Origin of the sequence: Delftia tsuruhatensis NBRC 16741, assembly GCF_001571325.1 — a bacterium.
Classification (GTDB): Bacteria; Pseudomonadota; Gammaproteobacteria; order Burkholderiales; family Burkholderiaceae_C; genus Comamonas; species Comamonas tsuruhatensis.
This window is the reverse complement of record NZ_BCTO01000007.1, coordinates 67316-93407: the sequence shown is the minus strand read 5'-3', so window position 1 is coordinate 93407 and position 26092 is coordinate 67316. Positions and strand designations below refer to the sequence as shown.

21 protein-coding genes are annotated in these 26092 nt (G+C 68.7%); 10 read left to right on the top strand and 11 right to left on the bottom strand.

Annotation, left to right across the window (positions count from 1 at the left end):
- Positions 1–99: 99 nt before the first annotated feature.
- The 3 genes from DTS01S_RS01700 to DTS01S_RS01690 all read right to left on the bottom strand — a co-directional run bounded on the left by DTS01S_RS01700 (position 100) and on the right by DTS01S_RS01690 (position 3073).
- Complete coding sequence (locus DTS01S_RS01700) at positions 100–1236, bottom strand: PilT/PilU family type 4a pilus ATPase (protein WP_016450725.1); 1137 nt, start codon at positions 1234–1236, stop codon at positions 100–102.
- 129 nt (positions 1237–1365) lie between these two features.
- Positions 1366–1998, bottom strand: coding sequence for a cyclic nucleotide-binding domain-containing protein (locus tag DTS01S_RS01695; protein WP_017406039.1), 633 nt, complete (start codon positions 1996–1998; stop codon positions 1366–1368).
- Positions 1999–2029: 31 nt separating this feature from the next.
- Entirely contained in the window at positions 2030–3073 is a 1044-nt protein-coding gene (locus tag DTS01S_RS01690; RefSeq protein WP_016450723.1) for a type IV pilus twitching motility protein PilT, read from the bottom strand.
- Positions 3074–3110: 37 nt separating this feature from the next.
- Between DTS01S_RS01690 and DTS01S_RS01685 the strand changes: the two genes are divergently transcribed.
- A complete protein-coding gene (locus DTS01S_RS01685) occupies positions 3111–3836 on the top strand; it encodes a YggS family pyridoxal phosphate-dependent enzyme (protein WP_017406040.1) in 726 nt (241 codons plus the stop codon).
- A 38-nt stretch (positions 3837–3874) separates the two neighbouring features.
- Here the strand turns inward: DTS01S_RS01685 and DTS01S_RS01680 are convergent, their stop codons facing one another.
- Complete coding sequence (locus tag DTS01S_RS01680; RefSeq protein ID WP_061287237.1) at positions 3875–5158, bottom strand: branched-chain amino acid ABC transporter substrate-binding protein; 1284 nt, start codon at positions 5156–5158, stop codon at positions 3875–3877.
- Between the two features lie 26 nt (positions 5159–5184).
- Positions 5185–5907, bottom strand: coding sequence for a TetR/AcrR family transcriptional regulator (locus DTS01S_RS01675; protein ID WP_016446678.1), 723 nt, complete (start codon positions 5905–5907; stop codon positions 5185–5187).
- Between the two features lie 159 nt (positions 5908–6066).
- Between DTS01S_RS01675 and DTS01S_RS01670 the strand changes: the two genes are divergently transcribed.
- From DTS01S_RS01670 to DTS01S_RS01650, 5 genes are all read left to right on the top strand, one after another.
- Positions 6067–7662, top strand: coding sequence for an AMP-binding protein (locus DTS01S_RS01670; protein WP_061287236.1), 1596 nt, complete (start codon positions 6067–6069; stop codon positions 7660–7662).
- A gap of 16 nt (positions 7663–7678) precedes the next feature.
- Entirely contained in the window at positions 7679–10972 is a 3294-nt protein-coding gene (locus tag DTS01S_RS01665) for a carboxyl transferase domain-containing protein (RefSeq protein WP_061287234.1), read from the top strand.
- Between the two features lie 102 nt (positions 10973–11074).
- Positions 11075–12217 carry a pyridoxal-phosphate-dependent aminotransferase family protein gene (locus DTS01S_RS01660; RefSeq protein ID WP_061287232.1) on the top strand — a complete coding sequence of 381 codons (1143 nt, stop codon included), beginning with the start codon at positions 11075–11077 and terminating at the stop codon, positions 12215–12217.
- 145 nt (positions 12218–12362) lie between these two features.
- A complete protein-coding gene (locus tag DTS01S_RS01655) occupies positions 12363–12782 on the top strand; it encodes an FKBP-type peptidyl-prolyl cis-trans isomerase (RefSeq protein ID WP_047219586.1) in 420 nt (139 codons plus the stop codon).
- An 88-nt stretch (positions 12783–12870) separates the two neighbouring features.
- Entirely contained in the window at positions 12871–13785 is a 915-nt protein-coding gene (locus DTS01S_RS01650; protein WP_061287230.1) for a DMT family transporter, read from the top strand.
- A 9-nt stretch (positions 13786–13794) separates the two neighbouring features.
- Here DTS01S_RS01650 and DTS01S_RS01645 read toward each other — a convergent pair whose 3' ends face one another.
- Together DTS01S_RS01645 and norR are read right to left on the bottom strand one after the other, a co-directional pair.
- Positions 13795–14976: a Fic family protein gene (locus tag DTS01S_RS01645; protein WP_016451984.1), complete on the bottom strand. Its 1182-nt coding sequence runs from the start codon at positions 14974–14976 to the stop codon at positions 13795–13797.
- A 125-nt stretch (positions 14977–15101) separates the two neighbouring features.
- Positions 15102–16673 carry a nitric oxide reductase transcriptional regulator NorR gene (gene norR / locus DTS01S_RS01640; protein ID WP_017407871.1) on the bottom strand — a complete coding sequence of 524 codons (1572 nt, stop codon included), beginning with the start codon at positions 16671–16673 and terminating at the stop codon, positions 15102–15104.
- Between the two features lie 120 nt (positions 16674–16793).
- Between norR and hmpA the strand changes: the two genes are divergently transcribed.
- Complete coding sequence (hmpA, locus tag DTS01S_RS01635; protein WP_017407870.1) at positions 16794–18020, top strand: NO-inducible flavohemoprotein; 1227 nt, start codon at positions 16794–16796, stop codon at positions 18018–18020.
- Positions 18021–18143: 123 nt separating this feature from the next.
- On the opposite strand, the gene DTS01S_RS01630 is transcribed toward hmpA, so the two are convergent.
- Positions 18144–18401 carry a DUF3297 family protein gene (locus DTS01S_RS01630; RefSeq protein ID WP_016446670.1) on the bottom strand — a complete coding sequence of 86 codons (258 nt, stop codon included), beginning with the start codon at positions 18399–18401 and terminating at the stop codon, positions 18144–18146.
- Between the two features lie 120 nt (positions 18402–18521).
- Here DTS01S_RS01630 and DTS01S_RS01625 point away from each other — a divergent pair, with 120 nt between their 5' ends.
- Positions 18522–19826: a DUF445 domain-containing protein gene (locus DTS01S_RS01625; RefSeq protein ID WP_016446669.1), complete on the top strand. Its 1305-nt coding sequence runs from the start codon at positions 18522–18524 to the stop codon at positions 19824–19826.
- A gap of 166 nt (positions 19827–19992) precedes the next feature.
- Here the strand turns inward: DTS01S_RS01625 and DTS01S_RS30275 are convergent, their stop codons facing one another.
- Entirely contained in the window at positions 19993–20160 is a 168-nt protein-coding gene (locus tag DTS01S_RS30275) for a hypothetical protein (protein WP_156493763.1), read from the bottom strand.
- Between DTS01S_RS30275 and DTS01S_RS01620 the strand changes: the two genes are divergently transcribed.
- Both DTS01S_RS01620 and DTS01S_RS01615 read left to right on the top strand, forming a co-directional pair.
- A complete protein-coding gene (locus DTS01S_RS01620) occupies positions 20159–22186 on the top strand; it encodes a ligand-gated channel protein (protein ID WP_016451981.1) in 2028 nt (675 codons plus the stop codon). The two genes, DTS01S_RS30275 and DTS01S_RS01620, sit on opposite strands and share 2 nt — an antisense overlap.
- Positions 22187–22267: 81 nt before the next feature.
- On the top strand, positions 22268–23212 hold the full coding sequence (locus DTS01S_RS01615; RefSeq protein WP_061287301.1) for a siderophore ABC transporter substrate-binding protein: 945 nt from the start codon (positions 22268–22270) through the stop codon (positions 23210–23212).
- Here DTS01S_RS01615 and DTS01S_RS01610 read toward each other — a convergent pair.
- A complete protein-coding gene (locus DTS01S_RS01610; protein ID WP_017406244.1) occupies positions 23188–24189 on the bottom strand; it encodes an arsenic resistance protein in 1002 nt (333 codons plus the stop codon). The genes DTS01S_RS01615 and DTS01S_RS01610 overlap by 25 nt on opposite strands.
- Before the next feature lie 127 nt (positions 24190–24316).
- Complete coding sequence (locus tag DTS01S_RS01605; RefSeq protein WP_061287299.1) at positions 24317–25999, bottom strand: sigma-54 interaction domain-containing protein; 1683 nt, start codon at positions 25997–25999, stop codon at positions 24317–24319.
- Positions 26000–26092 lie beyond the last annotated feature (93 nt).

Genomic DNA, 26092 nt, shown 5'->3' with positions numbered 1-26092 from the left:
GGGGATTCCTGAGAGGTGGTGGGAGCGGGTGGCGCAGGGGCGCGCGGTGTGCGGCCCTGGAAGGAGCCGGTGTCCCGGCTCGGCGCGCTGAAGGCGCGTTCAGACGATGGCGAAATGCTCGGTGCCCGCCGCCAGGTCCAGCGACTTGGCGCGCTGGCTGCCCAGCTTGATCTGCAGCCGCAGGTCGTTGACCGAGTCCGCATTGCGCAGGGCATCCTCGTAGGTGATGAGGTTGGACTCGAACAGGTCGAACAGCGCCTGGTCGAAGGTCTGCATGCCCAGGTTGCGGCTTTTCTTCATGATCTCCTTGATCTCGGTGACTTCGCCCTTGAAGATCAGGTCGGAGATCAGCGGCGAGTTGAGCATCACCTCGATGGCGGCCACGCGCCCCTTGCTGTCCTGCTTGGGCAGCAGGCGCTGGGAGACCATGGCGCGCAGGTTCAGCGACAGGTCCATCAGCAGTTGCGGGCGGCGCTCTTCGGGGAAGAAGTTGACGATGCGGTCCAGCGCCTGGTTGGCGCTGTTGGCGTGCAGCGTGGCCAGGCACAGGTGGCCGGTTTCCGAGAAGGCGATGGCGTGCTCCATGGTCTCGCGGTCCCGGATTTCGCCCATGAGGATCACGTCCGGTGCCTGGCGCAGGGAGTTCTTGAGCGCTGCTTCCCAGCTGTCCGTGTCCAGGCCCACCTCGCGCTGCGTGACCACGCAGTTCTTGTGCGGGTGCACGAATTCGATGGGGTCCTCGATGGTCACGATGTGGCCGTAGGAATTCTCGTTGCGCCAGTCCACCATGGCGGCCAGCGTGGTGGACTTGCCCGAGCCCGTGGCGCCGACCAGGATGCACAGGCCGCGCTTGGTCATGGTCACTTCCTTGAGCACCTGGGGTACGCCCAGGCTGTCGATGGTGGGCAGGGCCAGCGGAATCGTCCGCATCACCATGCCCACGCGGCCCTGCTGGATGAAGGCGTTGACGCGAAAGCGCCCTATGCCCGGCGGCGAGATGGCGAAGTTGCACTCCTTGGTGCGCTCGAAATCGGCGATCTGCTTGTCGCTCATGACGGAGCGCGCCAGCGTCAGCGTGTGCACCGGCGACAGCGGCTGCGGCGACACCTTGGTGATGCGCCCGTCGATCTTGATCGCCGGCGGGAATTCCGCCGTGATGAACAAGTCGCTGCCGTTGCGGCTGACCATGAGCTTGAGCAGGTCGTTGATGAACTTGGTGGCCTGATCTCTTTCCATTGCCGTATTCCCCCGGGCATTGCGCGCCGTCGTGGCGCGCAGGTTGTTTTGTTATGTGCAGGTGGTCCGGTCCGGCCCGGATGGGCCAGGCGTCCTCATATTCGACTCATTCGCCGACTCATTCGCCATCTAAGTGTGCTGCTCCTCGCCCAGGCGCACGCTGATGGCACGCAGCCGGAACGAGAGCTTGCGCGCCAGCAGCGCCATCAGCTTGGCGGCCAGCGCGGCATCCTTGACCATCATTTCGTCCAGCGCCTCTGCGCTGAGCACGCCGATCTCGCAGTCGGTCAGCGTGGTGCAGCTGGAAAAGCGCGGCCCGCCGTCGAGCAGCGACATCTCGCCGAGGATGTCGCCGGGCCGTGTCTGCGCCAGGCGCATGCGCTCGCCCCAGGGCTGCTGGCGCTCCACGGCGATCTGGCCGGACAGCACCACCGCCATGAAGCTGCCGTTCTCTTCCTGGCGGATCACGTCGCGTTGCGGTGCCACGGCCGCGTAGATGAAGTATTCACTGAGCCGCTGCAGGCTGGCCGCATCCAGCTGGCCCAGGTAGCGGTCGCGCGACCACAGCTGCTCCAGCTGGGTGACGCTGCCGCGCGGCAGCCGCGTGGCGCCCACCTCGATGGCGCGCGCCTCCCAGGGAACGGGAGGCGTGTGCGGGTCCATGAAGCCATGCGCCGCCAGCGTGGTCGTGAAGAAGGCCGACTCGGAGGCCGGGGCCGAAGGGTCCTGGCCGCTTCGCAGCTTGCGGAAAATGCTTTTCATGGCGCGTGGCGAGAGGCTGGGCCGGTGGCGGTCAGCCCGGGAAGTTGTCCGGTATCTTGGCCTTGGCGCGCGCTTCGGCCGGGCTGATCAGGTTGCGCCGCACCAGATCGGTCAGGTTCTGGTCCAGCGTCTGCATGCCCACATTCTGACTCGTCTGGATGGTGGAGTACATCTGGGCCACCTTGGCCTCGCGGATCAGGTTGCGGATGGCGCTGGTGCCCAGCATGATCTCGTGGGCCGCGATGCGGCCCTGGCCGTCCTTGGTCTTGCACAGCGTCTGCGAGATCACGGCCTGCAGCGATTCGGAAAGCATGGCGCGCACCATCTCCTTTTCCTCGGCCGGGAAGACGTCGATGATGCGGTCGATGGTCTTGGCGGCGCTGGAGGTGTGCAGGGTGCCGAAGACCAGGTGGCCCGTCTCGGCCGCGGTCATGGCCAGGCGGATGGTTTCGAGGTCACGCATTTCGCCCACCAGGATGGCGTCCGGGTCCTCGCGCAGCGCCGAGCGCAGGGCGGCCGAGAACGACTGCGTCATCGGCCCGACCTCGCGCTGGTTGATCAGGCACTTCTTGGAGTCGTGCACGAATTCGATGGGGTCCTCCACCGTCAGGATGTGGCCGTACTCGGTCTCGTTGAGGTGGTTGACCATGCCGGCCAGCGTGGTGGACTTGCCCGAGCCCGTGGGGCCGGTCACCAGCACCAGGCCGCGCGGCTTCAGGGCCAGGTCGGCGAAGATGCGCGGCGCGTTGAGCTGCTCCAGCGTCAGGATCTTGCTGGGAATGGTACGGAAGACGGCGGCCGCGCCCCGGTACTGGTTGAAGGCGTTGACACGAAAGCGCGCCAGGCCCTCGATCTCGAACGAGAAGTCCACCTCCAGGAACTCCTCGTAGGCCTTGCGCTGGGAGTCGCTCATGATGTCGTAGACCATGGCGTGGACCGTCTTGTGGTCCAGCGGATCGACATTGATGCGGCGCACATCGCCGTGCACGCGGATCATCGGCGGAAGCCCCGCGGACAGGTGCAGGTCGGAGGCCTTGTTCTTGACGCTGAAAGCCAGCAATTGGGTGATGTCCACGGAGTTCGCTCCCTCGTTTGGTACGCTGGCGGCAATTATGACGACGATTGAAAACAAGCTTCAACAGATTCACGAACGGATTGCCTCGGCCTGCGCGCAGGCGGGCCGGGCGGCCGGCTCGGTGCAGTTGCTGTCCGTCTCCAAGACCTTCGGCGCCGACGCCGTGCGCCAGGCCGTGCTGGCCGGCGAGCGCAGCTTTGGCGAGAACTACATCCAGGAAGGCGTGGACAAGATCGCCGCCGTGCGCGCCATGGGCCTGCCGGGCGGAGAGGCCCTGCAATGGCATTGCATAGGCCCCATCCAGAGCAACAAGACGCGCCTGGTGGCCGAGCATTTCGACTGGGCCCAGACCGTGGACCGCCTGAAGATCGCCGAACGCCTGTCGGCCCAGCGCCCCGAAAGCCTGGCGCCGCTGCAGGTCTGCATCCAGCTGAACGTGGATGGCGGCGAGACCAAGGCCGGCGTGGCGCCCCAGCAGGCGCTGGAGCTGGCCGCTGCCATCGTGCAGCTGCCGCGCCTGGCGCTGCGCGGCGTGATGAGCATTCCCGACGATGTGCCGGGCTTCGAGGCCCAGCGCGAGGTGCATGCCCGCGCCACGGCCGTGTTCACGCAGATCCGCGCCAGCGGCCTGCCGGGGCTGGAGCGCTTCGACACGGTATCCATGGGGATGACGGGCGACCTGGAAGCGGCCGTGGCCGCCGGATCGACCATGGTGCGCGTGGGCAGCGGCATCTTCGGCCAACGAAACTACGCCCCGCATTGAGCGGGGCGTAGCTGGCTTGGCTGGCGGGGCAGGCCGCCTCAGCGCCCGCCGGGCCGCTTCATCTGGCAGTCCGTGGGCAGCTCCACCTGCTCGGGCGTGTAGACGGCGTCGGTGCGAAAGCCGTAGTTCGTGCCTTCCCAGCCGGTCTTGACCAGCTTGCCATCCACGGGCGCGATGGTGTTGACCACCTGGGGCAGCAGCAACTGGTGGTCCTTGCCGCGCATGCGCACGGGGCCGACCACGGTGTCCATCTGCAGGTCCTCCAGGGCCAGCGCGATCTTCACAGGTTCGGTGGACTGTGCCTTGGCCATGGCGGCGGCCAGCATGCGCGGCACCAGGTCCATGCGCGGGGCCAGGAAGTCCTTGCCCATGCGGGCCTTGTATTCCTGGGCGCGGGCGTCGGCCAGCGGGCGGCCGGCCTGGCCCGGGTGCCATTCGGCCACCCAGGTCAGCTGGCCGATGCGGGTCTGGGCGAAGGATGTCACCGTGCCCGGCATGCCGCCCGCGCTGTGGTTGAAGTAGCGCAGGTCATAGCCCGAGTCGGCGGCCGACTTGAGCAGCAGGGTCAGGTCCTGGCCCCAGTTGCCCGTGATCACCGAGTCCGCACCCGTTTCCTTGATCTTGGCCACATAGGGCGCGAAGTCCTTGACCCGGCCTATGGGGTGGAGCATCTCGCCCGTGAACTGGATGTCGGGCCGGGCCGCGCTCACCATCTGGCGCCCGTAGGCCGCCCACTGCTTGCCGTGGGCGTAGTCCTGGTTGAGCAGGTAGACCTTGCGGATGCCCGGCTGGGTCTTGATGTAGCTGGCAATCGCCTGCATGCGCATGGCGGTGTTGGCATCGAACATGAAATGCCAGAAGCTGCAGGCCTTGCCCGTCAGCTCGGGGTCGATGGAGGAGTGGTTGAGCACCAGCACCTCCTTGCCCGGATTGCGCTGGTTGTGGCGCGATGCCGCCTGCACCAGCGCCGCCACCACTGAAGAGCCCGAACCTCCCGTCACCACCACGCGCGCGCCCTGGTCGATGGCCGCCTGCAGCGCGGCCTGGCTTTCCTGGGCCGAGAGCTTGCTGTCGAACTGCAGCAGCTGCAGCTTCGCGCCGTTGAACAGCCCGCCCTTGGCGTTCACATCCTCGACCGCGTATTGCACGTGGTCGCGCATCAGCTCGCCCGTGCTGACGAAGGGGCCGGACAGCGGATCGATGAAGGCGATCTTGAAGCTGTCGGTTCCCTGGGCGTGGGTGGCCGTGCTGCACAGCAGGGCGGCGGCGAGTGCCATGGATGGCTGGGAATATCGTCGGATGCAATGGCGGCGGATCGGCATGTCTTGTCTCCTCGAAGGAATGGTCGTCAGTCCTTGCCGGGCGGCTCGGCCCGGGGCCGGCTGCGCCGTGCAGGCGTCTTTTTCGCGGGGGATGCGGCAATGGCTTCGGGCGCGGTGGCTGGCGCCGTGCGCAGGCCCAGCACGCGGCTGGCCAGCTCGGTCAGCTCGGCCACCATCTCGGCCGTGCCCAGGCGGCCGCCGGGGCGGTACCAGTTGTAGAGAAAGCCCGGCAGGCTGCAGGCGGCCTGGGCGGTGATGCGTGTCTCGCGAAAGTCCAGGTGGCCGCTGGCGCGGCCTTCTTCGAGCAGCGCGCAGAACTGACGGTAGAACTGGCGCGCCAGCGTGCGCGAGGCCTTCATGTACGCCGGGCTGAACGCCTGGGGCTCGCGGTAGGGAAAAAAGGCCGCAGGGTAGTGGGCAATGGTGGCCGCGATCAGGCGCTGCAGGCCGTCCACGGCCTTCTCGTGCGCGGCGCGCGGATCGTCGGCTGCGAAGTCCAGCACCGTGAAGCAGGCCTCGGTGGGCGCCCAGCACAGGGTCTCGAAGATCTCCTGCTTGTTGCGGAAGTAGTAGTAGACGAAGGGCTTGGTCACGCCCAGGGCCTGGACGATCTGCTCCATCGTGGTGTTGGCGTAGCCGTTGCGGTCGAACAGGGCCTCGGCCGCCTTGAGGATGCGTTCGCGCTTTTCATCGGAGCCGGCCGTGGGAAGGCGCTGGCGGCCGCGCGGGGTGACAGGGGGCTTGGGCATGCGGGAAATCTCGTGTCGCGTCGGTGGCTGCGATGGTTATACCGATGGGTAGCAATGTTCTACCAGCGGGTATATATTGGCAAGCCGCTGGACCCCAAAACAAATCAAGGCTATCCCTTAGGACTGGTTCCGGGATGGCCAGACACCCAGGAGACAAGCATGGCGGATTCCGAGACCCTCATTCCCCTGCATGAGGCCCTGCGCCGCAATGCGCGCAACCACCCCGGCCGCGACGCCTACATCTGGTATGGCCGCCACATCAGCTGGGCCGAGGTGGATGCGGCCAGCGACGCCTTTGCCGCGCGGCTGCAGGCGCTGGGCGTGGGCCGGGGCGAGCCCGTGGCGCTGTTCATGAACAACTGCCCGCAGTACATCGTGGCGCACTACGGCATCCAGAAGGTCGGCGCCATCGTCTGCCCCTGCGGGCCGCTGAACAAGGAGCATGAGTTGCAGTACCAGCTCGATGACCTCCAGGCCCGCGTCATCGTCGCGGCCGATGTGCTGCTGCCCGTGGTGGACAAGGTGCGCGCCAGCACGGCGCTCAGGCATGTGCTGGCCGTGCGCTATGGCGACTGGCTTCCTGAATCGGCCACGCTGGCGCTGCCGCCCGAACTGCAGGCCCCCGTGCAGCCGCTGCCCGAGGGCGTGGAATCGTTCTGGGATGTCATGCACAGCGGCGCCAAGCCCGTGCCCGTCGATGTCGCCATGGACGATGTCTCGCTGATGACCTATACCTCGGGCACGACGGGCCTGCCCAAGGGCGCCATGCTCAGCTACGGCAACGCGGCCAGCAAGACGGCCGGCGCCTCCAGCGCCACGGGCGTGAACGCCGGCGACATGCTGCTGGCCGTGGCGCCGCTCTATCACATTGCCGGCATGTCCATGGGCGTGAACATGCCCGTGCACAGCGGCGCCACCTGCGTGCTGCTGCACCGCTTCAACCCGCTGGCCGTGGCCCAGGCGCTGGAGCGCTACCGCGTGACCTGGTGGTACAGCATCGCGCCCATGAACGTGGCCGTGATGCAGCTGCCGGGCGTGGAGGCCATGGACTTTTCCGCGCTGCGCCGCAACACGGTGACCAGCTTCGGCATTGCCTACACCGAGGAGCTGGCGCGGCAGTGGAGGCGCTTCACCCCGAACTGCATCTCCAGCGAGGCGGCCTACGGCCTCAGCGAGACCCACACCATGGACACCACCATGCCCGGCGATGCCATCCGCTGGGGCACGCACGGCAAGCCGCTGCCCGGCAACGAGGTGCGCATCATCGACCCCGAGACCGGCGAGCCGCTGCCGGCCGGCGAAGTGGGCGAGATCACCATCCGCGGCCCCGGCAACTTCAAGGGCTACTGGAACAAGCCCGAGGCCACGGCCAGGACCCTGAAGAACGGCTGGGTGCACACGGGCGACATGGGCCGCTTGGACGCCGAGGGCTACCTGACCTTCATCGGCCGCTTCAAGGAAATGATCAAGGTCTCGGGCTACAGCGTCTTTCCCGAGGAGGTGGAAGCCATCCTCATCAAGCATCCGGCCGTGGCCCAGGCCGCCGTGATCGGCGTGCCCGACCCGCAAAAGGGCGAGGTCGTGCGCGCCTTCATCGTCACGCGGCCGGGCCAGCAGATCGCGGCCGAGGACCTGGTGCAGTGGTCGCGCGAGAACATGGCCAGCTACAAGGCGCCGCGCGAGGTGCGTTTCATCGAGGCGCTGCCCGCCACCGGAGCGGGCAAGGTGCTGCGTCGCTTGCTGCGCGATCAATGAGAAAGACCGAAGACCCATGTTCCAGAAGATCCTGATTGCCAACCGCGGCGAGATCGCGCTGCGCATCGTGCGCGCGCTGCGCGAGCTGGGTGTGCCCAGCCTGGCCGTCTTTGCCGCAGACGATGCGCAGGCGCCCCATGTATCCGCTGCCGATGCAGCCGTGCCCCTGGACGCCAGCGGCCCCTCGGCCTACCTGGACGGCGCCCACCTGCTGCGCATTGCGCGCGAGCACGGCTGCGACGGCATCCATCCGGGCTACGGCTTTCTCAGCGAGAACGCCGGCTTTGCCCAGGCCTGTGCCGATGCGGGACTGCGCTTCATCGGTCCCGCGCCGGAGCACCTGGCGCTGCTGGGCGACAAGGCCCGCGCACGCGATCTGGCGCGCCGCTGCGGCGTACCGCTGATGCCGGGCAGCAGCGAGGCCGTCACGCTGGAACAGGCCCAGGCCTTCTTCGAGGCGCAGCAGGCCGGGGGCGCCAGCGGCATCATGGTCAAGGCCATCGGCGGCGGCGGCGGGCGCGGCATGCGCGCCGTGGCGCGTGCCGAGGACCTGCCCGCTGCCTACGAGCGCTGCCGCAGCGAGGCGCGCGCCGCCTTCGGCGTGGACGGTGTCTATGTGGAGCGTCTGATGACGGGCGCGCGCCATATCGAGGTACAGATCCTGGGCGATGGCGGCGCCGCCCCCATCGCGCTGGGCGAGCGCGAATGCACGCTGCAGCGGCGCTTCCAGAAGCTGGTGGAGATCGCGCCCAGCCCCAGCCTGGCGCAGCCGCTGCGCGAGCGCATCACGCGCGACGCGCTGCGCATGGCCGCCGAGATCGGCTACGAGAGCCTGGGCACCTTCGAATTCCTGGTCGATGCCTCCTCCGACTCCCTGCCCTATGTCTTCATCGAGGCCAACCCGCGCCTGCAGGTCGAGCACACCATCACCGAGGAAGTCTTCGGCATCGACCTGGTGCAGGCCCAGATCCGCATTGCGGCGGGCGATCACCTGGGCGAGCTGGGCCTGGATGCCAGGACACCCCCCGCGCCGCGCGGCTATGCCATGCAGTGGCGCATCAATGCCGAGACGCTGGATGCCACAGGCCAGTCGCGCCCCGGCAGCGGGCGCATAGGCGCACTGCAGTGGCCGGCCGGGCCCGGCATCCGCATCGACACGCATGCGGTGGCGGGCGCCAGCCCCTCGCCGCACTACGACACGCTGCTGGCCAAGCTCATCGTGCACAGCAGCGGGTCGCGCTTCGAAGACGTGCTTCGACGCGCACGTCGCGCGCTGGACGAATGCCGCATCGACGGGCTGGCCACCAACCTGCCGCTGCTGCAGGCGCTGGCCCGGCGGCCCGAGATGGCATCGCAGGCCGTGCACACACGCTGGCTCGAAGAGGCCCTTCCCGAATTGGTGGCGGACGCCCAGGCGCTGGCCGAAGGCGCGCAACGCACGGCTGTGGCCGCCGATGTTCCGGTGGCGGACGAGGCTGCTGGCGCGCCCGTCCCCGAAGGCGCCATCACGGCCCCCATGCCCGCGCGCATCGTGCAGTGGAGCGTGGCCGTGGGCGATGTCGTAGCCGCAGGCACCGAACTGGGCGTGCTCGAAGCCATGAAGATGGAGCATGTTCTGCTGGCGCCGCAGGCCGGCACCATCACCCAACGGCTGGCCGAGGCCGGTGCCTATGTGGCCCAGGACCAGCCCCTGCTGGTGCTGGCCGCCGCCGAAGGCGTGCAGGCCGACGCACGCGCGCAGCAGATCGCCCAGGACCCGGACCACATCCGCGCCGACCTGCGCCGCGTCATCGACCGCCATGCCTTCACGCTGGACACCGCCCGGCCCGAGGCCATGGCCAAACGCCATGCCCAGGGCGGCCGCAGCGCGCGCGAGAACATCGCCGATCTTTGCGACGCAGGCAGCTTCATCGAATACGGTGCGCTGGCCATTGCCGCGCAGACGCGCCGACGCAGCATGGACGACCTGATCGCCAACACGCCGGCCGACGGCATGGTCACGGGCATGGGCTCCATCAGCGGCGCGCAGTTCGGCCAGGAGCGCTCGCGCGCCGTCGTCATGGCCTATGACGCCACCGTGCTGGCCGGCACCCAGGGCGCGCGCAACCATGCCAAGACCGACCGCATGCTGGGCATTGCGCTGGCCCAGAAGCTGCCCGTGGTGCTGTTCGCCGAAGGCGGCGGCGGGCGGCCCGGCGATACCGACACGCCCGTGGTCGCCGGCCTGCATGTGCACACCTTCGCCGCCTACGCGGCGCTGTCGGGCCAGGTGCCGGTGATCGGCATTGCACACGGCCGCTGCTTTGCGGGCAATGCAGCCCTGCTGGGCTGCAGCGACGTCATCATCGCCACGCGCGCCAGCACCATCGGCATGGGCGGGCCAGCCATGATCGAGGGCGGTGGCCTGGGCGTGTTCCGCCCTGAAGAGATAGGACCCAGCGGCATCCAGCATGCCAATGGCGTGATCGACGTGCTGGTCGAGGACGAGGCCCAGGCCGTGGCTGCAGCGCGCCACTATCTTTCGTTCTTCCAGGGCCGCACCACGGAGTGGACCGCGCCCGACACGCGCGCCCTGCGCCATGTGGTGCCCGAGAACCGGCTGCGTGCCTATGACACGCGTGCGGCCATGGCGCATCTGGTGGACGAAGGCAGCCTGCTGCCGCTGCGCACGGGCTTTGGCGCAGGCATCCACACGGCGCTGGCGCGCATCGAAGGCCGGCCCGTGGGGCTGATGGCCAACAACCCCTCCCACCTGGGCGGCGCCATCGACGCCGATGCGGCCGACAAGGCCGCGCGCTTCATGCAGCTGTGCAACGCCCATGGCCTGCCCATCGTGAGCTTGGTGGACACGCCGGGCTTCATGGTCGGCCCCGAGATCGAGAAGACCGCCCAGGTGCGCCATGTCAGCCGCCTGTTCGTCACGGCGGCCAAGCTGCGCGTGCCGTATTTCAGCGTGGTGCTGCGCAAGGGCTACGGCCTGGGGGCCATGGGCATGACGGCGGGCAGCTTCCATGCGCCGGTGTTCAACGTGGCCTGGCCCACGGGCGAGTTCGGCGCCATGGGTCTGGAAGGCGCCGTGCGCCTGGGCTTTCGCAAGGAACTGCAGGCCCTGCCCGAGGGCGCCGAACGCAACGCCCTGTTCGACCGGCTGCTGGCCCAGCAGTACGCCCACGGCGAGGCCATGCACATGGCCGGCACGCTGGAGATCGACGCCGTCATCGACCCCGCCGACACGCGCGTCTGGCTGTCGCGCGGCCTGGCGGGGGCGCGCGTGGCACCCGCCCAGGCGGGCTTCGTGGACACCTGGTAGGCCCTGAAAACGCGGCAGGCGGCGTGCTAAGCTGATCCTCTTTTCGACGAACACGATGGCGGGCCCGCTCAAGCGGGCCCCGCTGCCTCTGGAGACCTTCCCATGCCCGGACTTCTGCCCGATATCGATCCCGACGGCCTGCTCGAATTCTCGGTGGTCTACACCGACCGCGCGCTCAACCACATGTCCAAGCGCTTCGCGGGCGTGATGCAGGACATCCTCACCACGCTGCAGGAGGTCTACCACGCCCACACGGCCGTGCTGGTGCCGGGCAGCGGCACCTTCGGCATGGAGGCCGTGGCGCGCCAGTTCGCCAACCGCGAAAAGGTGCTCATCGTGCGCAACGGCTGGTTCAGCTACCGCTGGACCCAGATCTTCGAGGAAGGCGGCCTGGGCGGTGGCGCCGTGGTCTGCAAGGCGCGTCGCCAGGGACCGGGCAGCCAGGACCCCTGGGCGCCCTGCGCGGCCGAGGACGTGGCCGCCGCCATCCGCACTGAAAAACCCAAGGTCGTGTTCGCCCCCCATGTGGAGACGGCCAGCGGCATCATCCTCAGCGACAGCTACCTGCGCACCGTGGCCGATGCCGCGCACGAGGTGGGCGCGCTCTTCGTGCTGGACTGCGTGGCCTCGGGCGCCATGTGGGTGGACATGGAAAAGACCGGCGTGGACGTGCTGATCAGCGCGCCGCAAAAGGGCTGGAGCAGCTCGCCGTGCTGCGCCATGGTCATGCTCTCGCAGCGCGCGCGCGAAGCCATCGAGCACACGCAAAGCTCCAGCTTCTCCTGCGACCTCAAGAAGTGGATGCAGATTGCCGAGGGCTACGAAAAAGGCCAGCACGCCTACCACACCACCATGCCCACCGACGCCCTGGTCCGCCTGCGCGACGTGATGCTGGAGACGCGCGCCTACGGCTTCGCCAAGGTGCGCGACGAGCAGATCGCCCTGGGCGCCAAGGTGCGCGCCCTGCTGGAGTCGCGCGGCTTTCCCAGCGTGGCGGCCGAAGGCTGGAAGGCCCCTGGCGTGGTCGTCAGCTACACCACCGACCCCGGCATCCAGAGCGGCAAGAAGTTCATGGAAGCCGGCCTGCAGACCGCCTCGGGCGTGCCCCTGCAGTGCGACGAAGGCCCGGACTTCAAGACCTTCCGCATCGGCCTGTTCGGCCTGGAAAAATGGCATAACGTGGACCGCACCGTCGGCCACATCGCCAAAGCGCTGGACGACATCGGTGTAAATGGCACCCCCTGAGCGGCTGCGCCGCTTCCCCCAGGGGACGACGCCCTCGCTGCGAGGCGGCTCTTGCTCGGCGTCCCGCCTTCAGGCAGTGTCAGCGCTTGAGGCCGCACGGCATGGCATTGCTGTTGAATGCATTTTTTGATTTGAAGGAACCCTCATGAACAAGACCCTCACCACCCTGGCCGCCTCCTGCGGCCTGATGCTCGCCGCACTGACCGGCGTGGCGGCCCATGCGGCCCAGCCCGTCACCACGGCCAGCGGCCTGGTCTATGAAAGCCTCAAGGAAGGCACGGGCGCCAGCCCCAAGGCCAGCGACACGGTGCGCGTGCACTACCGCGGCTACTTCCCCGACACGGGCAAGGACTTCGACAGCTCCATCACGCGCGGCCAGCCCATCGAGTTCCCCCTGACCGGCGTGATTCCCTGCTGGACCGAAGGCGTGCAGAAGATGAAGGTCGGCGGCAAGGCCAAGCTGACCTGCCCGCCCTCCATCGCCTACGGCAGCCGTGGCGCGGGCAGCGTGATTCCGCCCAACGCCACGCTGAACTTCGAGGTGGAACTGCTGGGCATCAAGTGATGGCCGGCCCGCTGGCCGGGCCATCCCCCGCCTGATGCGAAGCCGGCCTGCGGGCCGGCTTTTTCACGGTCGCTGAAAGGAAGACGTCGTGGACCCACGCAAACCGCTGGACGCGCGCGCCGCCGCGCTGATGCTCATGCTGTGCCTGATCTGGAGCCTGCAGCAGATCCTGCTCAAGGCCACGGCCGATGCCATCGCGCCCACGCTGCAGATCGCGCTGCGCTCTGGCGCGGGCGCCGTGCTGGTGTGGCTGTTCATGCGCTGGCGCGGCATGCGCGTGCAGTGGGGCGACGGCAGCTGGCGCCCGGGCCTGGCCGTGGGCACGCTGTTTGCGCTGGAATTCCTGCTGGTGGGCGAGAGCATCAACCACACCTCGGCCGCCCATGTGGTGGTCTTCCTGTATTCCGCTCCCGTGTTCGCGGCGCTGGGCCTGCACTGGAAGCTGCCCTCGGAGCGCCTGGCGCCGCTGCAATGGCTGGGCATCGCACTGGCCTTTGCCGGCATAGCGCTGGCCTTCCTGGGCGGCGGCAAGCCTTCGAAGGCAGCCGGCGCCGCCATGCTGCTGGGCGACCTGCTGGCGCTGGCCGCCGGCATGGCCTGGGGCGCCACCACGGTGGCCATCCGCACCACGCGGCTGGCATCGCTGCCCGCCGCGCAGACCCTGCTCTACCAGCTGGCCACCGGCTTTGCGCTGCTGCTGCCCGCCGCCTTCCTGCTGGGCCAGACCCGCTTCGAGCCCACGCCCCTGGCCTGGGCCGGCCTGGCCTTCCAGTCCGTGCTGGTCTGCTTCGTGAGCTTCCTGGTCTGGTTCTGGCTGCTCACGCAATACCTGGCCTCGCGCCTGGGCGTGTTCTCTTTCATGACGCCCATCTTCGGCGTGGTCTTCGGGGCCTGGCTGCTGAGCGAGCCCATCGAGCCCAACTTCCTGGCCGGGGCACTGATGGTGCTGGCAGGGGTGCTGCTGGTGAGCGGGTATGGGTGGCTGATGTCGCTCAGGCGGTGAGGCCAGGGATCAGGCCGGCCGGGGTAGCGGATCCGTGCCCTCGTTGAGCACGGAAAGATAGCGCCGATAGCTGAAGACACGGCCTCGCTTGCGGCCGGTCACTTCCTCGATGATGCCCAGGCGCTGCAAGTCGGCGAGCGCCGTGTTGACGGTGGGCGAGGACAGTCCCGTCTGCCGGACCAGCTGGTTGGACGTCAGGAAGGGGTTGAGCTGGAACAGGTCGTGGATGCGCAGCGTGGAGCTGGCGCGCTCGCCTTCGGTCGCGATGCGTTCGCGGTCCTGCCTGAACAGGTCGACGATATGCGTGGCGGCCTCGAAGGCCTGGTTCGCGGTCTGTGCCACGCCGGTGAGAAAGAAATCGAGCCAGGCTTCCCAATTGCCGTTCTCGCGCACTTCCTGGAGCAGCCGGTAGTACTCGGCCCGGTGCGTCTTGAGAAAAAGGCTGAGGTAGAGCAGCGGCTTGTTCAGCACGCCGTTGATGCAGAGATACAGCGTGACCAGCAGGCGGCCGATACGGCCATTGCCATCGAGGAACGGATGCAGTGTCTCGAATTGCACGTGCAGCAGGCCGGCCTTGATGAGGGCGGGCAGGCGAGAGGCATCTTCGTGCATGAAGCGTTCAAATGCGTCGAGGCAGGGGCCAAGCTCGTTGACAGGCGGCGGCACAAACAAGGCATTGCCTGGACGCGTGCCGCCAATCCAGTTCTGCGAGCGCCGGAACTCGCCGGGGCTTTTGGTGCCGCCGCGTCCGCTTTGCAACAGCCGGCCATGCATCTCGCGGATCAGGCGCAGTGACAGCGGCAGGTCCCGCAGGCGCTCCAGTCCGTACATCATCGCGTCCACATAGTTCGAAACTTCGCGGATGTCGTCGATGGGCTGGCCCGCCTGGGCCTCGGCTTCGAAGCGCAGCAGGTCCGACAGCGTCGATTGCGTGCCCTCGATCTGCGAAGAAAGCACGGCCTCCTTGCGCACGTACATGTAGAGGAACAGCTCTTGGCGGGGCAGCAGCATGGTGATGCCATCGAGCCGTCCCAGCGCACGCTCGGCAAGGCTGAGCTTTTCCAGGAGGACGAGCACATCGATGGCCGGCTCCGGCGGCAGCGGTGGCGGCACGAAGGCGCGCACCTTTTCGCCTGCTGCGGATGTCTCGATGAAGCGGCCAAGCCGCTGGCTGGTAGGGGAATCGGGCATGGGGCTGACTATGGCTTTGGACGCTTATTTAAGCAAATGCGGTTTTTCTTAAATAACGAGAGCGCCAAGTTAAGCTGACTTAAATAAGCCTTCGTCTCAAGGCGGCGGGCCGGCCGCATGACCCCTCATGCCAGTCCCAGCCGCCGCGCCAGCCGCTGCAGGTTGGCGCGGTCCATCTGCAGCTCGCGTGCGGCGGCGGCCCAGCTACCGTGGTGGCGCTGCAGGCTGGCCTCGATCAGCTGGCGCTCGTAGCTCTCCACGGCATTGCGCAGGCCTTGGGGGCTGGCGCCGGGCGATGCGACCTGTGGGACGGGCAGGGTCGGGGTGGCCGTCGCCGGGGGCTGCGCGTCATCCCAGAGATCGGCCTGCCCCAGCGTGACCATGCGTGCCCGGCCACCGGCCGGAGTGCCGGAGGGCGCACGGCTGAGCGCCCGCAGCACGCCGCGGCTGATGAGGTGCTCCAGTTCCCGGACATTGCCGGGCCAGTCCTGGGCGAGCAAGGCCGATTGCGCAGCGGGGTGCAGGCGCAGTCCGCCCAGGCCCAGGCGCGAACGGTTTTCCTCGAGGAAGAAGCCGGCCAGCATCAGCACGTCGCTGTCGCGCTCGCGCAGCGCGGGCACGCGCAGCGGGTAGACGCTCAGGCGGTGGAAGAAATCGGCGCGCATGCGGCCTGCCGCCACCTCGGCGGCCAGGTCGCGGTTGGTGGCGGCGATCACGCGCACGTCCACATGGTGCTCGCGGTCCGAACCCAGGCGCTGCAGCTGGCCGCTTTGCAGCACGCGCAGCAGCTTGGCCTGCACGGGCAGGGACAGCTCGCCCACTTCGTCCAGGAACAGCGTGCCCTGGTCGGCCTGCTCGAACTTGCCGCTGCGCTCGGACAGCGCGCCCGTGAAGGCGCCGCGCACATGGCCGAACAGCTCGCTTTCGACCAGGTTGTCGGGCAGGGCCGCGCAGTTGATGCTGACCAGCGCCCGGCCTGCACGCGCCGACTGCGCATGCACGGCCTGGGCCACCAGTTCCTTGCCCGTGCCGGTCTCGCCCGTGATCAGCACATTGAGGTCGCTGGCCGCGACCAGGGCGATGTCCTTTTGCAGCGCGCGCATGGCCGGGCTCTGGCCGATCAGCGGACGCGATGAATCGCCCCCCGGGGCGGCGCCGGGTGCGGGCAGGGCGCGCGCACTGCGCGCCAACCGGCGCAGCCGCTCGGCCGTGGTCACGGTGGCCGCCGCCAGGTTGCTGAAGGCCTGCAGCGCCGCCAGCGCGGCCGGGTCGGCAAAGCGCCCCGGGTCCAGCGCGTCCAGCGTGAGCAGGCCCCAGGGCAGGCCGCCGGTCTGCAGCACGCAGCCCATGCAGTCGTGCACCTCCAGCGGCCCGTGGCCCTGGGCCACCAGGCCGTCATAGGGATCGGGCAGCGGGCTGTCTGGCGCAAAGCGCATGGCCTGGCCCGCGGCCAGCAGCTGGGCGAAGCGCGGGTGCTCGGCAATGCGAAAGCGCCGGCCCAGCGCATCGGGCACCAGGCCGTCGATGGCCACGGGCCGCAGCCACTCGCCTTCCAGGCGCAGCAGGGCGGCGGCATCGGCCGGCAGCACGGCGCGCAGGGCTGCCAGCAGGCGGCGAAAGCGCTCGCGCTCAGGCAGGTCCTGGGCCAGGTCGGCCACCAGAGGGGTGAGGGCGTGCAGGGCGGTGGATGTGGTCATAAAGACTGCGATTGCTGTCAAAAGGACTCGATTTGACGAGAGTCATATTGACGCATGAAACGCCAAGCCCTTGTTCTTCAAGGGTCGCAGGACTGGCACGGGCCTTGCCTTTGCCAAGGCATGTCCGGCATCGCACCGGGCATGTCCGTCCCCGTACCCAAGGAGTTTCCCGTGCTGACCGACCGCCAACGTGCCATCGTCCAATCCACCGTTCCGCTGCTTGAAACCGGCGGCGAAGCGCTGATCACGCATTTCTACCAAACCATGCTGGGCGAGTACCCCGAGGTGCGCGCCCTGTTCAACATGGCCCACCAGCAAAGCGGCGCCCAGCCGCGTGCCCTGGCCTACAGCGTGCTCATGTACGCCAGGCACATCGACCGGCTGGACGCCCTGGGCGACCTGCCCGCGCAGATCATCAACAAGCACGTTGCGCTGCAGGTGCAGCCCGAGCACTACCCCATCGTCGGCACCTGCCTGCTGCGCGCCATCCGCGAAGTGCTGGGCGCCGAGATCGCCACCGACGAGGTCATAGCTGCCTGGGGCGCCGCCTACCAGCAGCTGGCCGACATCCTGATCGGCGCCGAGCGCCAGGCCTATGACCGCACGGCGGCGGCCGAAGGCGGCTGGCGCGGCGAGCGCGCCTTCGTGGTGGAGGACAAGGTGCAGGAAAGCGCCGAGATCACGTCCTTCTACCTGGTGCCCGCCGACGGCGGCCCCGTGATCGCCCACCAGCCCGGCCAGTACATCGGCCTGCGCCTGGTGGTGGACGGCCAGGAGCAGCGGCGCAACTACTCCCTGTCCGCACCCGCAGACGGGCGCAGCCTGCGCATCAGCGTCAAGCGCGAGGCGGGTGGCAAGGTCTCCAACTTCCTGCACGACCGGGTCCGGGTCGGCGACACGCTGCAGCTGTTCCCGCCCGCAGGCCACTTCACGCTGCAGCCCGGCGAGCGCCCGCTGGTGCTGATCAGCGGCGGCGTGGGCATCACGCCGACCCTGCCCATGCTGGACGCGGCCTTGCCGACCCGGCGGCCCGTGGTCTTCATCCACTGCGCACGCGAGCGCGGGGTGCATGCCTTCCGCGAGCATGTGGATGCGCTGGCTGCCGTGCATCCGCAGCTCACCCGTTATTACTGCTATGACCGGGCGGAGGAGGGCGATGGGGTCGATGCGCAGGGCCTGCTGACCGCCCGCCAGCTGGGTGAATGGCTGCCCGCCGTGGATGCCGATGTCTACTTCCTGGGGCCTCGGCCGTTCATGCGGTCGGTGAAGGAATCGTTGAAGGCCCTGGGGGTGCCGCAGGAGCAGGTGCGGTATGAGTTTTTTGGGCCGGCCGAGGCGCTCCAGTAGGCTTTGCCGGAGCCTGCCCTGGGTGGTTCCTGGCTCTGCCGCACCCCTGGCATGCCTTTGTCGCGCCCTTGTCGCGCCCCTTGTAGCACCTCTGTGGCAAGAGGCGCGACAAGGTCCGAAGGCTCAGCGGTAGAAGGCTTGCACGGTGCCCTTGAGCTTGATCAGCAAGGGCCTGCCCTTGCGATCCACCGTCTTGCCCGCGGGCACCTTGATCCATCCCTCGCTCACGCAATACTCCTCCACGTCGAACCGCTCCTTGCCGTTGAAGCGGATGCCGATGTCGTGCTCGAACACGGCCGCCACGTGGTGCGGGCTGCGCGGGTCGATGGACAGGTGGTCGGGCAGGGCGGGGCGCTCGGCGGATGCGTTGGCGTCGGTCATGGTCTTGTTCTCGCAAGAGGGTTCTGAAGAAAGCCGGTATTGTCCGCGCAATCCGGGGTCAGGCGCTGGCTGACAGGCATTGGCGGCAGGCATCGCCACGCGGGGCCCGGCGGGCGTCGTATGCTGCGCTCCATGCTGTCGCCAGAGCAACGTCAAACACTGAAGTCGGCCAAGCGCCTGCCGCTGGCGTTGCTGCTGCTCATGGCGCTGGGCTTCGTGGCCTCGTCGGTGGCGGCAGCGCACTGGCAGCAGGTGCCGCTGTGGCTGGCCTGCATCAAGGCCGTGACCGAGGCCTCGCTGGTCGGCGCGCTGGCCGACTGGTTTGCGGTGTCTGCCCTGTTCCGGCACATTCCGCTGCCCGTGGTCGGGCGCCACACGGCCATCATTCCGCGCAACAAGGACCGCATCGGGCTGAACCTGGCGAATTTCGTGCGCGACAAGTTCCTGGACGGGCCTTCGCTGGTGGCGCTGATCGAGCGCCATGATCCCGCGCGCGTGCTGGCGGGCTGGCTGACCTCACCGGCCAACAGCACGCTGCTGGGGCGGCAGGTGGCGCGGCTGGCGCTGGCGGCGCTGGAGATGGTGCAGGACCGGCAGGTGGAGCGCTTTCTTTCGCACTCGTTCAAGGCCTTGCTGGAGCATCTGGACCTGCCGCGCGCGGCGGCGGACCTGCTGTCGGGCCTGACCCAGGACGGGCGCCACCAGGCCGTGCTCGACGATGTGCTGGCGCGCGTCAGCGGCGTGCTGCGCGAATCCGAGACCCATGTGCTGATCGCCCGGACCATCGTGCTGTGGCTCAAGCGCGAGCATCCGCTCAAGGAAAAGATGCTGCCTACGGACTGGCTCGGCGACAAGGGTGCCACGGCCATCGCCGGGGCGCTGGACAGCCTGCTGCAGGACATCGCCAGCGATCCCGGGCACCACATGCGCAAGGCGTTCGATGCCTCCGTGCAGCGGCTGATTGACCGGCTGCAGTCCGACCCGGCCATGGCCGATCGCGCCGAGCGCCTGCGCGACTACCTGCTGCACGACGAGAAGCTGGCCGGCTACCTGCGTTCGCTGTGGCTGGGCCTGCGCGCCAGGCTGCAGGCGGACCTGGCCAACGAGCATTCGCAGGTGGCGCGCAAGACCGCGGCCATGGGCCGCTGGCTGGGCCAGTCGCTGGCGCATGACGAGGCGCTGCGCCACTCCATGAACGAACGCCTCAAGCGCTGGGCCCAGGCGCTGGCGCCCGATGTCTCGCAGTTCCTGGCCCAGCACATCGCCGACACCGTGCGGCGCTGGGATGCGCGCGAGCTGTCCGAGCTGATCGAGCTGCACATCGGCAAGGACCTGCAGTACATCCGCATCAATGGCACCGTGGTCGGCGGTGCCGTGGGGCTGCTGCTGTTCCTGGTCTCCAATGCGGGGCGGCTGTGGTCCTGATCTTCGTATCAGGATGTTGCCTGCCGGCCACATCGGGCCAACTTTACAAAGCCGCCGTGTTCGCCGGAACGCCGTGAATCGGGCCGGGCGCTGCACGCGCCCGGGCACTGGCAGCCCTGCATGTCATTGATGAACAAGGCAACATTCAGCATCCTGAATGAATTGCTCACAGATCGGCCCGCTTGTAAAGAAAAACAGCAGCTGCGCTGCCGTCGGCCAGGCCGTTGTCGTCGGGAAAATAAAATAAGAACGATTCGCACTCATCAAAAACAACAGAGCGGATGCGCACCCCGGTCGTTCGACCGTCCGTGATTCTTCTTGCGAGCTTTCCCATGCACAACTGCACAGCCCCCGCGGCGGGCCGTGGCTTTGCCCTGTCCGCCCTTTGCACCTCCCTGCGTGCTTCGTTTCCCTCCACCGTCGTTCCCCTGCGCCGCACCGCGCTGGGCGCCTGCCTGGGCCTGCTGGCCTCGGGCAGCGCGCTGGCCCAGGCAGCAGGCGGGGCCGCGCTGGAAACCCTGGTCGTGACGGCCAGCGGCTTCGAGCAGGAGATCAGCCAGGCGCCGGCCTCGATCTCGGTGATCACGCGCCAGGAACTGGAGCAGGGCGCCTACCGCAACCTGCACGATGCCCTGCGCGATGTGCCCGGCGTGATCCTCACGCCCTCGGACAACAACTCCAACGACATCTCGTTGCGCGGCATGGGCGCCAACTACACCCTGATCCTGGTGGACGGCAAGCGCATGAGCACGCGCGAGACCCAGACCAACGGCAGCACGGGCACGGACCAGAGCTGGATTCCGCCGCTGGAGGCCATCGAGCGCATCGAGGTGGTGCGCGGTCCCATGTCCTCGCTGTACGGCTCGGACGCCATGGGCGGCGTGATCAACGTCATCACCCGCAAGGTGGCGAAGAACTGGCATGGCTCGGTGCGCGCCGACGCCACGCTGCAGGAGCGCTCCACCTCGGGCGATGCCTACCAGACCAACTTCTACCTGTCAGGCCCGATCAAGACCGACCTGCTGGGCCTGAGCCTGTACGGCAACTACGGCAAGCGCGACCAGGACCGCATCTACCAGGGCTACAACAAGAGCGACAACCGTTCGCTGAACCTGCGCCTGGCGCTGACCCCCAGCAAGGACCACGACCTGATCGCCGAGATCGGCACTTCGCGCCAGCACTTCGTTTCGTCGCCTGGCATGACCCTGCTGCCCACCGATGCGCCCAGCGACCGCAAGTTCGAGCGCGAGAACTACTCGCTGCAGCACAAGGGCCGCTGGGGCTGGGCTTCCTCCGACACCTATCTGCAGCGCGAGGAAACGCGCAACCTGTCGCGCGACATGACCATCAGGAACACGGTGTTCAACAGCAGCTGGGTGGCGCCGCTGGGCCGCCAGCACCTGCTGACCACGGGCGTGTACTACAACCAGCAGGACCTGCGCGACACGACGACCAATACGCTGCCGGGCTCGGCGCGCACCACGGCCGATCGCACGCAGTACGCCTGGTTCGCCGAGGACGAGTGGCGCCTGCGCGAGAACTTCGCCCTGACCGGCGGCCTGCGCTACGACCACGACAGCAAGGGCGGATCGCAATGGAGCCCGCGCCTGTACGGCGTGTGGAACCTCGACGCGCAATGGACCGTCAAGGGCGGCGTGTCCACCGGCTTTCGCGCGCCCTCGCTGCGCCAGACCCTGGGCGACTGGGGCCAGTCCAGCCGCGGCGGCAACATCTACGGCAACCCCGACCTGAAGCCCGAAACCTCGCTGAGCAAGGAACTGGGCGTGCTCTACAACAACGGCGCCGGCCTGTCGGCAGGCCTGACGGTGTTCGACAACGAGTTCAACGACAAGATCACGCGCATCGCCTGCCCGGAGTGCGGACCGGCCAATTCCTCGGGCAACACGCCCACCACCAACGTCAATATCGACAAGGCCATCACGCGCGGCATCGAAGCCACGTTCAAGGCCCCGCTGGCGCGCACGCTGGACCTGAGCAGCAGCTACACCTTCACCAAGTCCGAGCAAAAGAGCGGCGAGTTCGCGGGGCAGCCGCTGAGCCAGCTGCCGCGCCACATGCTCAACCTGGCGCTGAACTGGAAGCCTTCGCAGCAATGGGCGGGCTGGGCCAAGCTGTCCTACCGGGGCAAGGAAAGCCAGCCCACGGGCGGCCGTTCGGCGCGCACCTGGGTGGCCGGCAGCTATGCCATGTTCGACATGGGCGGCTCCTACAACTACAGCAAGGACGTGACCTTCTACGCAGGCATCTACAACCTGTTCGACAAGGACGTGTACTACGAGGACTACGCCACGGTGCAGGACGGCCGGCGCTACTGGATCGGCATGAACGTGAAGTTCTAGGCATCCCGGCCGCAAGGGCGGCCGCTGCCCGTGGCCTCCGGAGGCCGGAACTCCTTTCATTTTTTCCTGGGATTCTTTGCCATGACCTTCGATATCACGCGCCGTGCGGCGGCGCTGGCCTTGCCGGCCTTGTTCCTGGGGACTGCGGCGGCGGCCCCGCTGTCCGTGCGGCATGCCGGGGGAGTGGCCAGCCTGCCCGGCGCACCCCGGCGCGCGGTGGTTTATGACCTGGGGGCGCTGGATGCACTGCATGCGCTGGGCGTGCCCGCGTCGGCGGTCGCAGGCGTGCCCCGGGCGCAGCTGCCCCGGTACCTGGACAGCTTCGCGCAGCGGCCTGCGGCGGGCGGGCTGTTCGAGCCCGACTACGAGGCGCTGAGCCGGCTGGCGCCCGACCTGATCGTCGTGGGCGGGCGCTCGGCCGGCAAGGCCGAGGTGCTGGGACGCATCGCGCCCACGCTGGACCTGAGCGTCAGCGGCAAGCACATGCTGGCCGATATCGAACGCAACATCGCCACGCTGGCGCTGCTGTTCGGCCGCCAGGCGCAGGGCCGTGCGCTGGTGCAGCGCCTCCACGCCGAGCTGCAGGGCCTGCGTGCCCAGGCCTCGCAGGCCGCGCCGGGCCTGCTGCTGATGGCCGTGAACGACAAGCTCCTGCCGCAGGCGCCGGGATCGCGCTTCGGCTTTCTGTTCGATGTGTTCGGCGCGCGCTCGGCGCTATCGGCCGCGCAGCTGCCAGCCCGCGGCACCGCCTACGGCTTCGATGATGTGGCGCGGCTGGACCCCGAGTGGATCTATGTCATCGACCGCAACACGGCCACGGGCCAGGCGGCAGGCGGCGGCGAGATCATGGCTTCGCGCAAGGTGTTCGACAACGCGCGGATCCACGCCACGGCGGCCGGCCGCAAGGGGCAGGTCGTCTTCCTCGATCCCAAGGGCTGGTACCTGATGGGCAGCGCCGGGCCGACGGCGCTGCTGGACAATATGGCGCAGCTGCGCCAGGCCTATGGCGCGGCGTCATCGCGTTGACCGCGGGCCAGGGCCGGCTCCCGGTCCCGGCCCCACAGCGCAATCACGCGCACATAGGCCAGCTCGGCCAGCAGCTCCACCAGCGTCTGCGTGACGATGACGGCCGGCAGCACGGGAATGGCGCCGGGCACGGCCAGGGCCAGCGGCAGCACGACCAGCGAATTGCGCGTGCCCGCGCTGAACGCGACCGCGCGGCCTGCGGGCGCTGGAAGCCGGAAGGCGCGCGCCACCAGCCAGCCCAGCGCGGGCGCTGCCACCGCAAAGGCCGCGTAGACGGGCACCACGCTCCAGGCCGCGTGCGTGGCAGGGCCCAGTTGGGGCAGCACGGAGGCGATCACCACGAACAGCACCAGCGCGGTGGCCGGCACGGGCAGCAGGCCCAGCCATGCCGAGGCGCTGGCGCCGCGCCGGCTGCGGGCCGCCCACAGCTGCGTGGCAGCGGCCAGGGCCAGCGGCACGGCGATCAGCCACACGAACGCATGCAGGAAAGGCCCCGCCTGCACCAGCCGCGCCGCATCGTCTCCCAGGAACAGGCCCAGGTAGCCGGGCAGGGCCAGCATCTGCGCGATCAGCAGGGCCGGCGTGGCCGCCAGCAACAGGCGCGCATCGGCGCGCCCCAGGTGGGAGAAGGTGACCACGTAGTCGATGCAGGGCGCCAGCAGCACCAGCAGCGCGCCCAGGCGCAGCAGGGGGTCGGCGGGCAGGAACTGCAGCAGGGCCCAGACCAGCAGCGGCACCATGATGAAGTTGGCCGTCATCAGCGCCGCCAGGAAGCGCACCTGGCCGAAGGCGCACCGCAGCTCGGCCAAGGGCACCTGCAAGAAGGTCACATAGAGCATCAGTGCCAGCGCGGGGTTGATGGCGCGCTCCAGCACGCCCGTGCCGGGCAGCGCCCAGGCGGCAACTGCGGCCAGGGCCACGGCGGCGAAGTAGATGGGGATCTGGCGCTGTTCGAGCGCGTCTCGGGTGTCTTGCATTCAGGAGGCCGATGGCGGCGGGTACGGGGCGGGTACGCGGATGTGGGGCGGATGTGGGGCGCCTAGTATGGCAACGGCACAGCCGGCCCGCTGCTTCATTCCCCTGCAGGCCCTGGGCCCGCAGGGATCAGCCCTGGTTTGCCGCGCCCAGCACCTTGTACAGATAGGAGCGCGAGATGCCAAGCTCCTGCGCGGCCAGCTTCTTGTTGCCGCCGCAGCGTGCAATGGCGTCGAGGATGGCGTTGCGCTCCTGGTCCTTGAGCGGGGCCACGGCGCCGGTGGCGGGCAGGCCGGGCTCGGCAACGGGCGAAGGCCGTGCGCCGGCCAGCGGGTCCTCGTGGCGCGCGAAGTTGTCCACGCCCAGCAGGTGGCCGTCGCAGAACACCAGGGCCTCTTCCACGCGCTGGCGCAGCTGGCGCACATTGCCGGGCCAGGCCTGCCGGGCCAGGTAGGGCATGACGCCGGGCGCGATGCGCGGCAGCGCGATGCCGTTGCGCTCGCAGAACGACTGGGCAAAGCGCTGCACCAGGGCCGGGATGTCCTCCAGGCGCTGGCGCAGGGCCGGCACATGCAGCACCACGCCGCTGAGGCGGTAGAACAGGTCCAGCCGGAAGCGCCCGCTGTCGATGAGGCCGCGCAGGTCGCGGTGCGTGGCGGCCACGATGCGGAAGTTCACCTGCCGGCCGCTGTGCGCGCCCAGGCGCTGCACCTGGCGGTCCTCCAGCACGCGCAGCAGCTTGACCTGGATCTCCATGGGAATGTCGGCCACTTCGTCGAGGAAGAGGGTGCCGCCCTCGGCCTGCTCCAGCTTGCCTGGCTGGCCCTGCCGGCGCCCGCCCGTGAAGGCGCCGGCCTCGTAGCCGAACAGCTCGGACTCGATCAGCGTGGCCGGCAGCGCCGCCAGGTTGAGGCTGACCAGGGGCGCGTCGGCATCGCGCCCGCGCGCATGCAGGGCCTGGGCCACCAGCTCCTTGCCGCTGCCGCTCTCGCCCAGGATGAGCACGGGCACGTCCAGCCGCGCCACGGCGTCGATCTCGCGGGCCAGCCTTTGCATGGGGGCACTGGCGCCCACCATCTGCGCCGTGGGCGTGCCGCCGCGCAACTGGCTCAGTTCGCGCTTGTAGTGCTGCACCTCGTCATGCAGCTGGTTCAGCCGCTGCTGCATGCGGTTGAGTGCCTCCACGCCGCTGAAGCTGACCTGACCCACGGCGCCCACCACGGCGCCGCCCTCGTAGACCGGCATGCGGTTGACGATGCGGCTCACGCCAGGCCCCAGCTGCTGCAGGTCGCCGATCTCGGCCCGGCCGCTGCGTGCCACATGGGGCAGGCGCGAGTTGGGGATCACGTCCTCGGCGCGCCGGCCTGCGGCCGTGCCGGGCGCCAGGCCGAAGAACTTCTCGTGCACGGGGCTGATGTAGCGCATCAGCCCTTCATGGTCGGCCACCGTGATCGCCTGGTACGGGTTGGTCAGGAACATGTTGAGGATGGCGAAGGCGAAGGGCACGCTGGCCACCATGTCGAACAGCGCCGCCGCCTCGTCGGCCGGGCGCAGCAGGGCGACCTCGCCCTCGGCATCGGCCAGCACCACGGCCACATGGCGGGCCACCGTGCCGCGCTGGCCCGGTGTTTCCACGTGCAGCAGCTGGCCATGGCCGATGGGGTTGTGCCCGTCGCCGTGCGCGCGGGCCAGGGCCTCGGTGACGGCTGCATGCAGCAGCGGCTCCTGCGCCAGGCCCAGCCGCGCCACGGGCTCGGGCGAGTCGCGCCGCCAGACGAGAACGCCGAATCGGTGGTCGGGGGAGCTGGGCATGGGCATGGCGGGCAGTGGCTGGGATTGAACGCACTCTAGCGGCGCGCAGGCCACGGGTCTGTCCCCGTGGTGTCTCCATTGAAGACAGTGCCC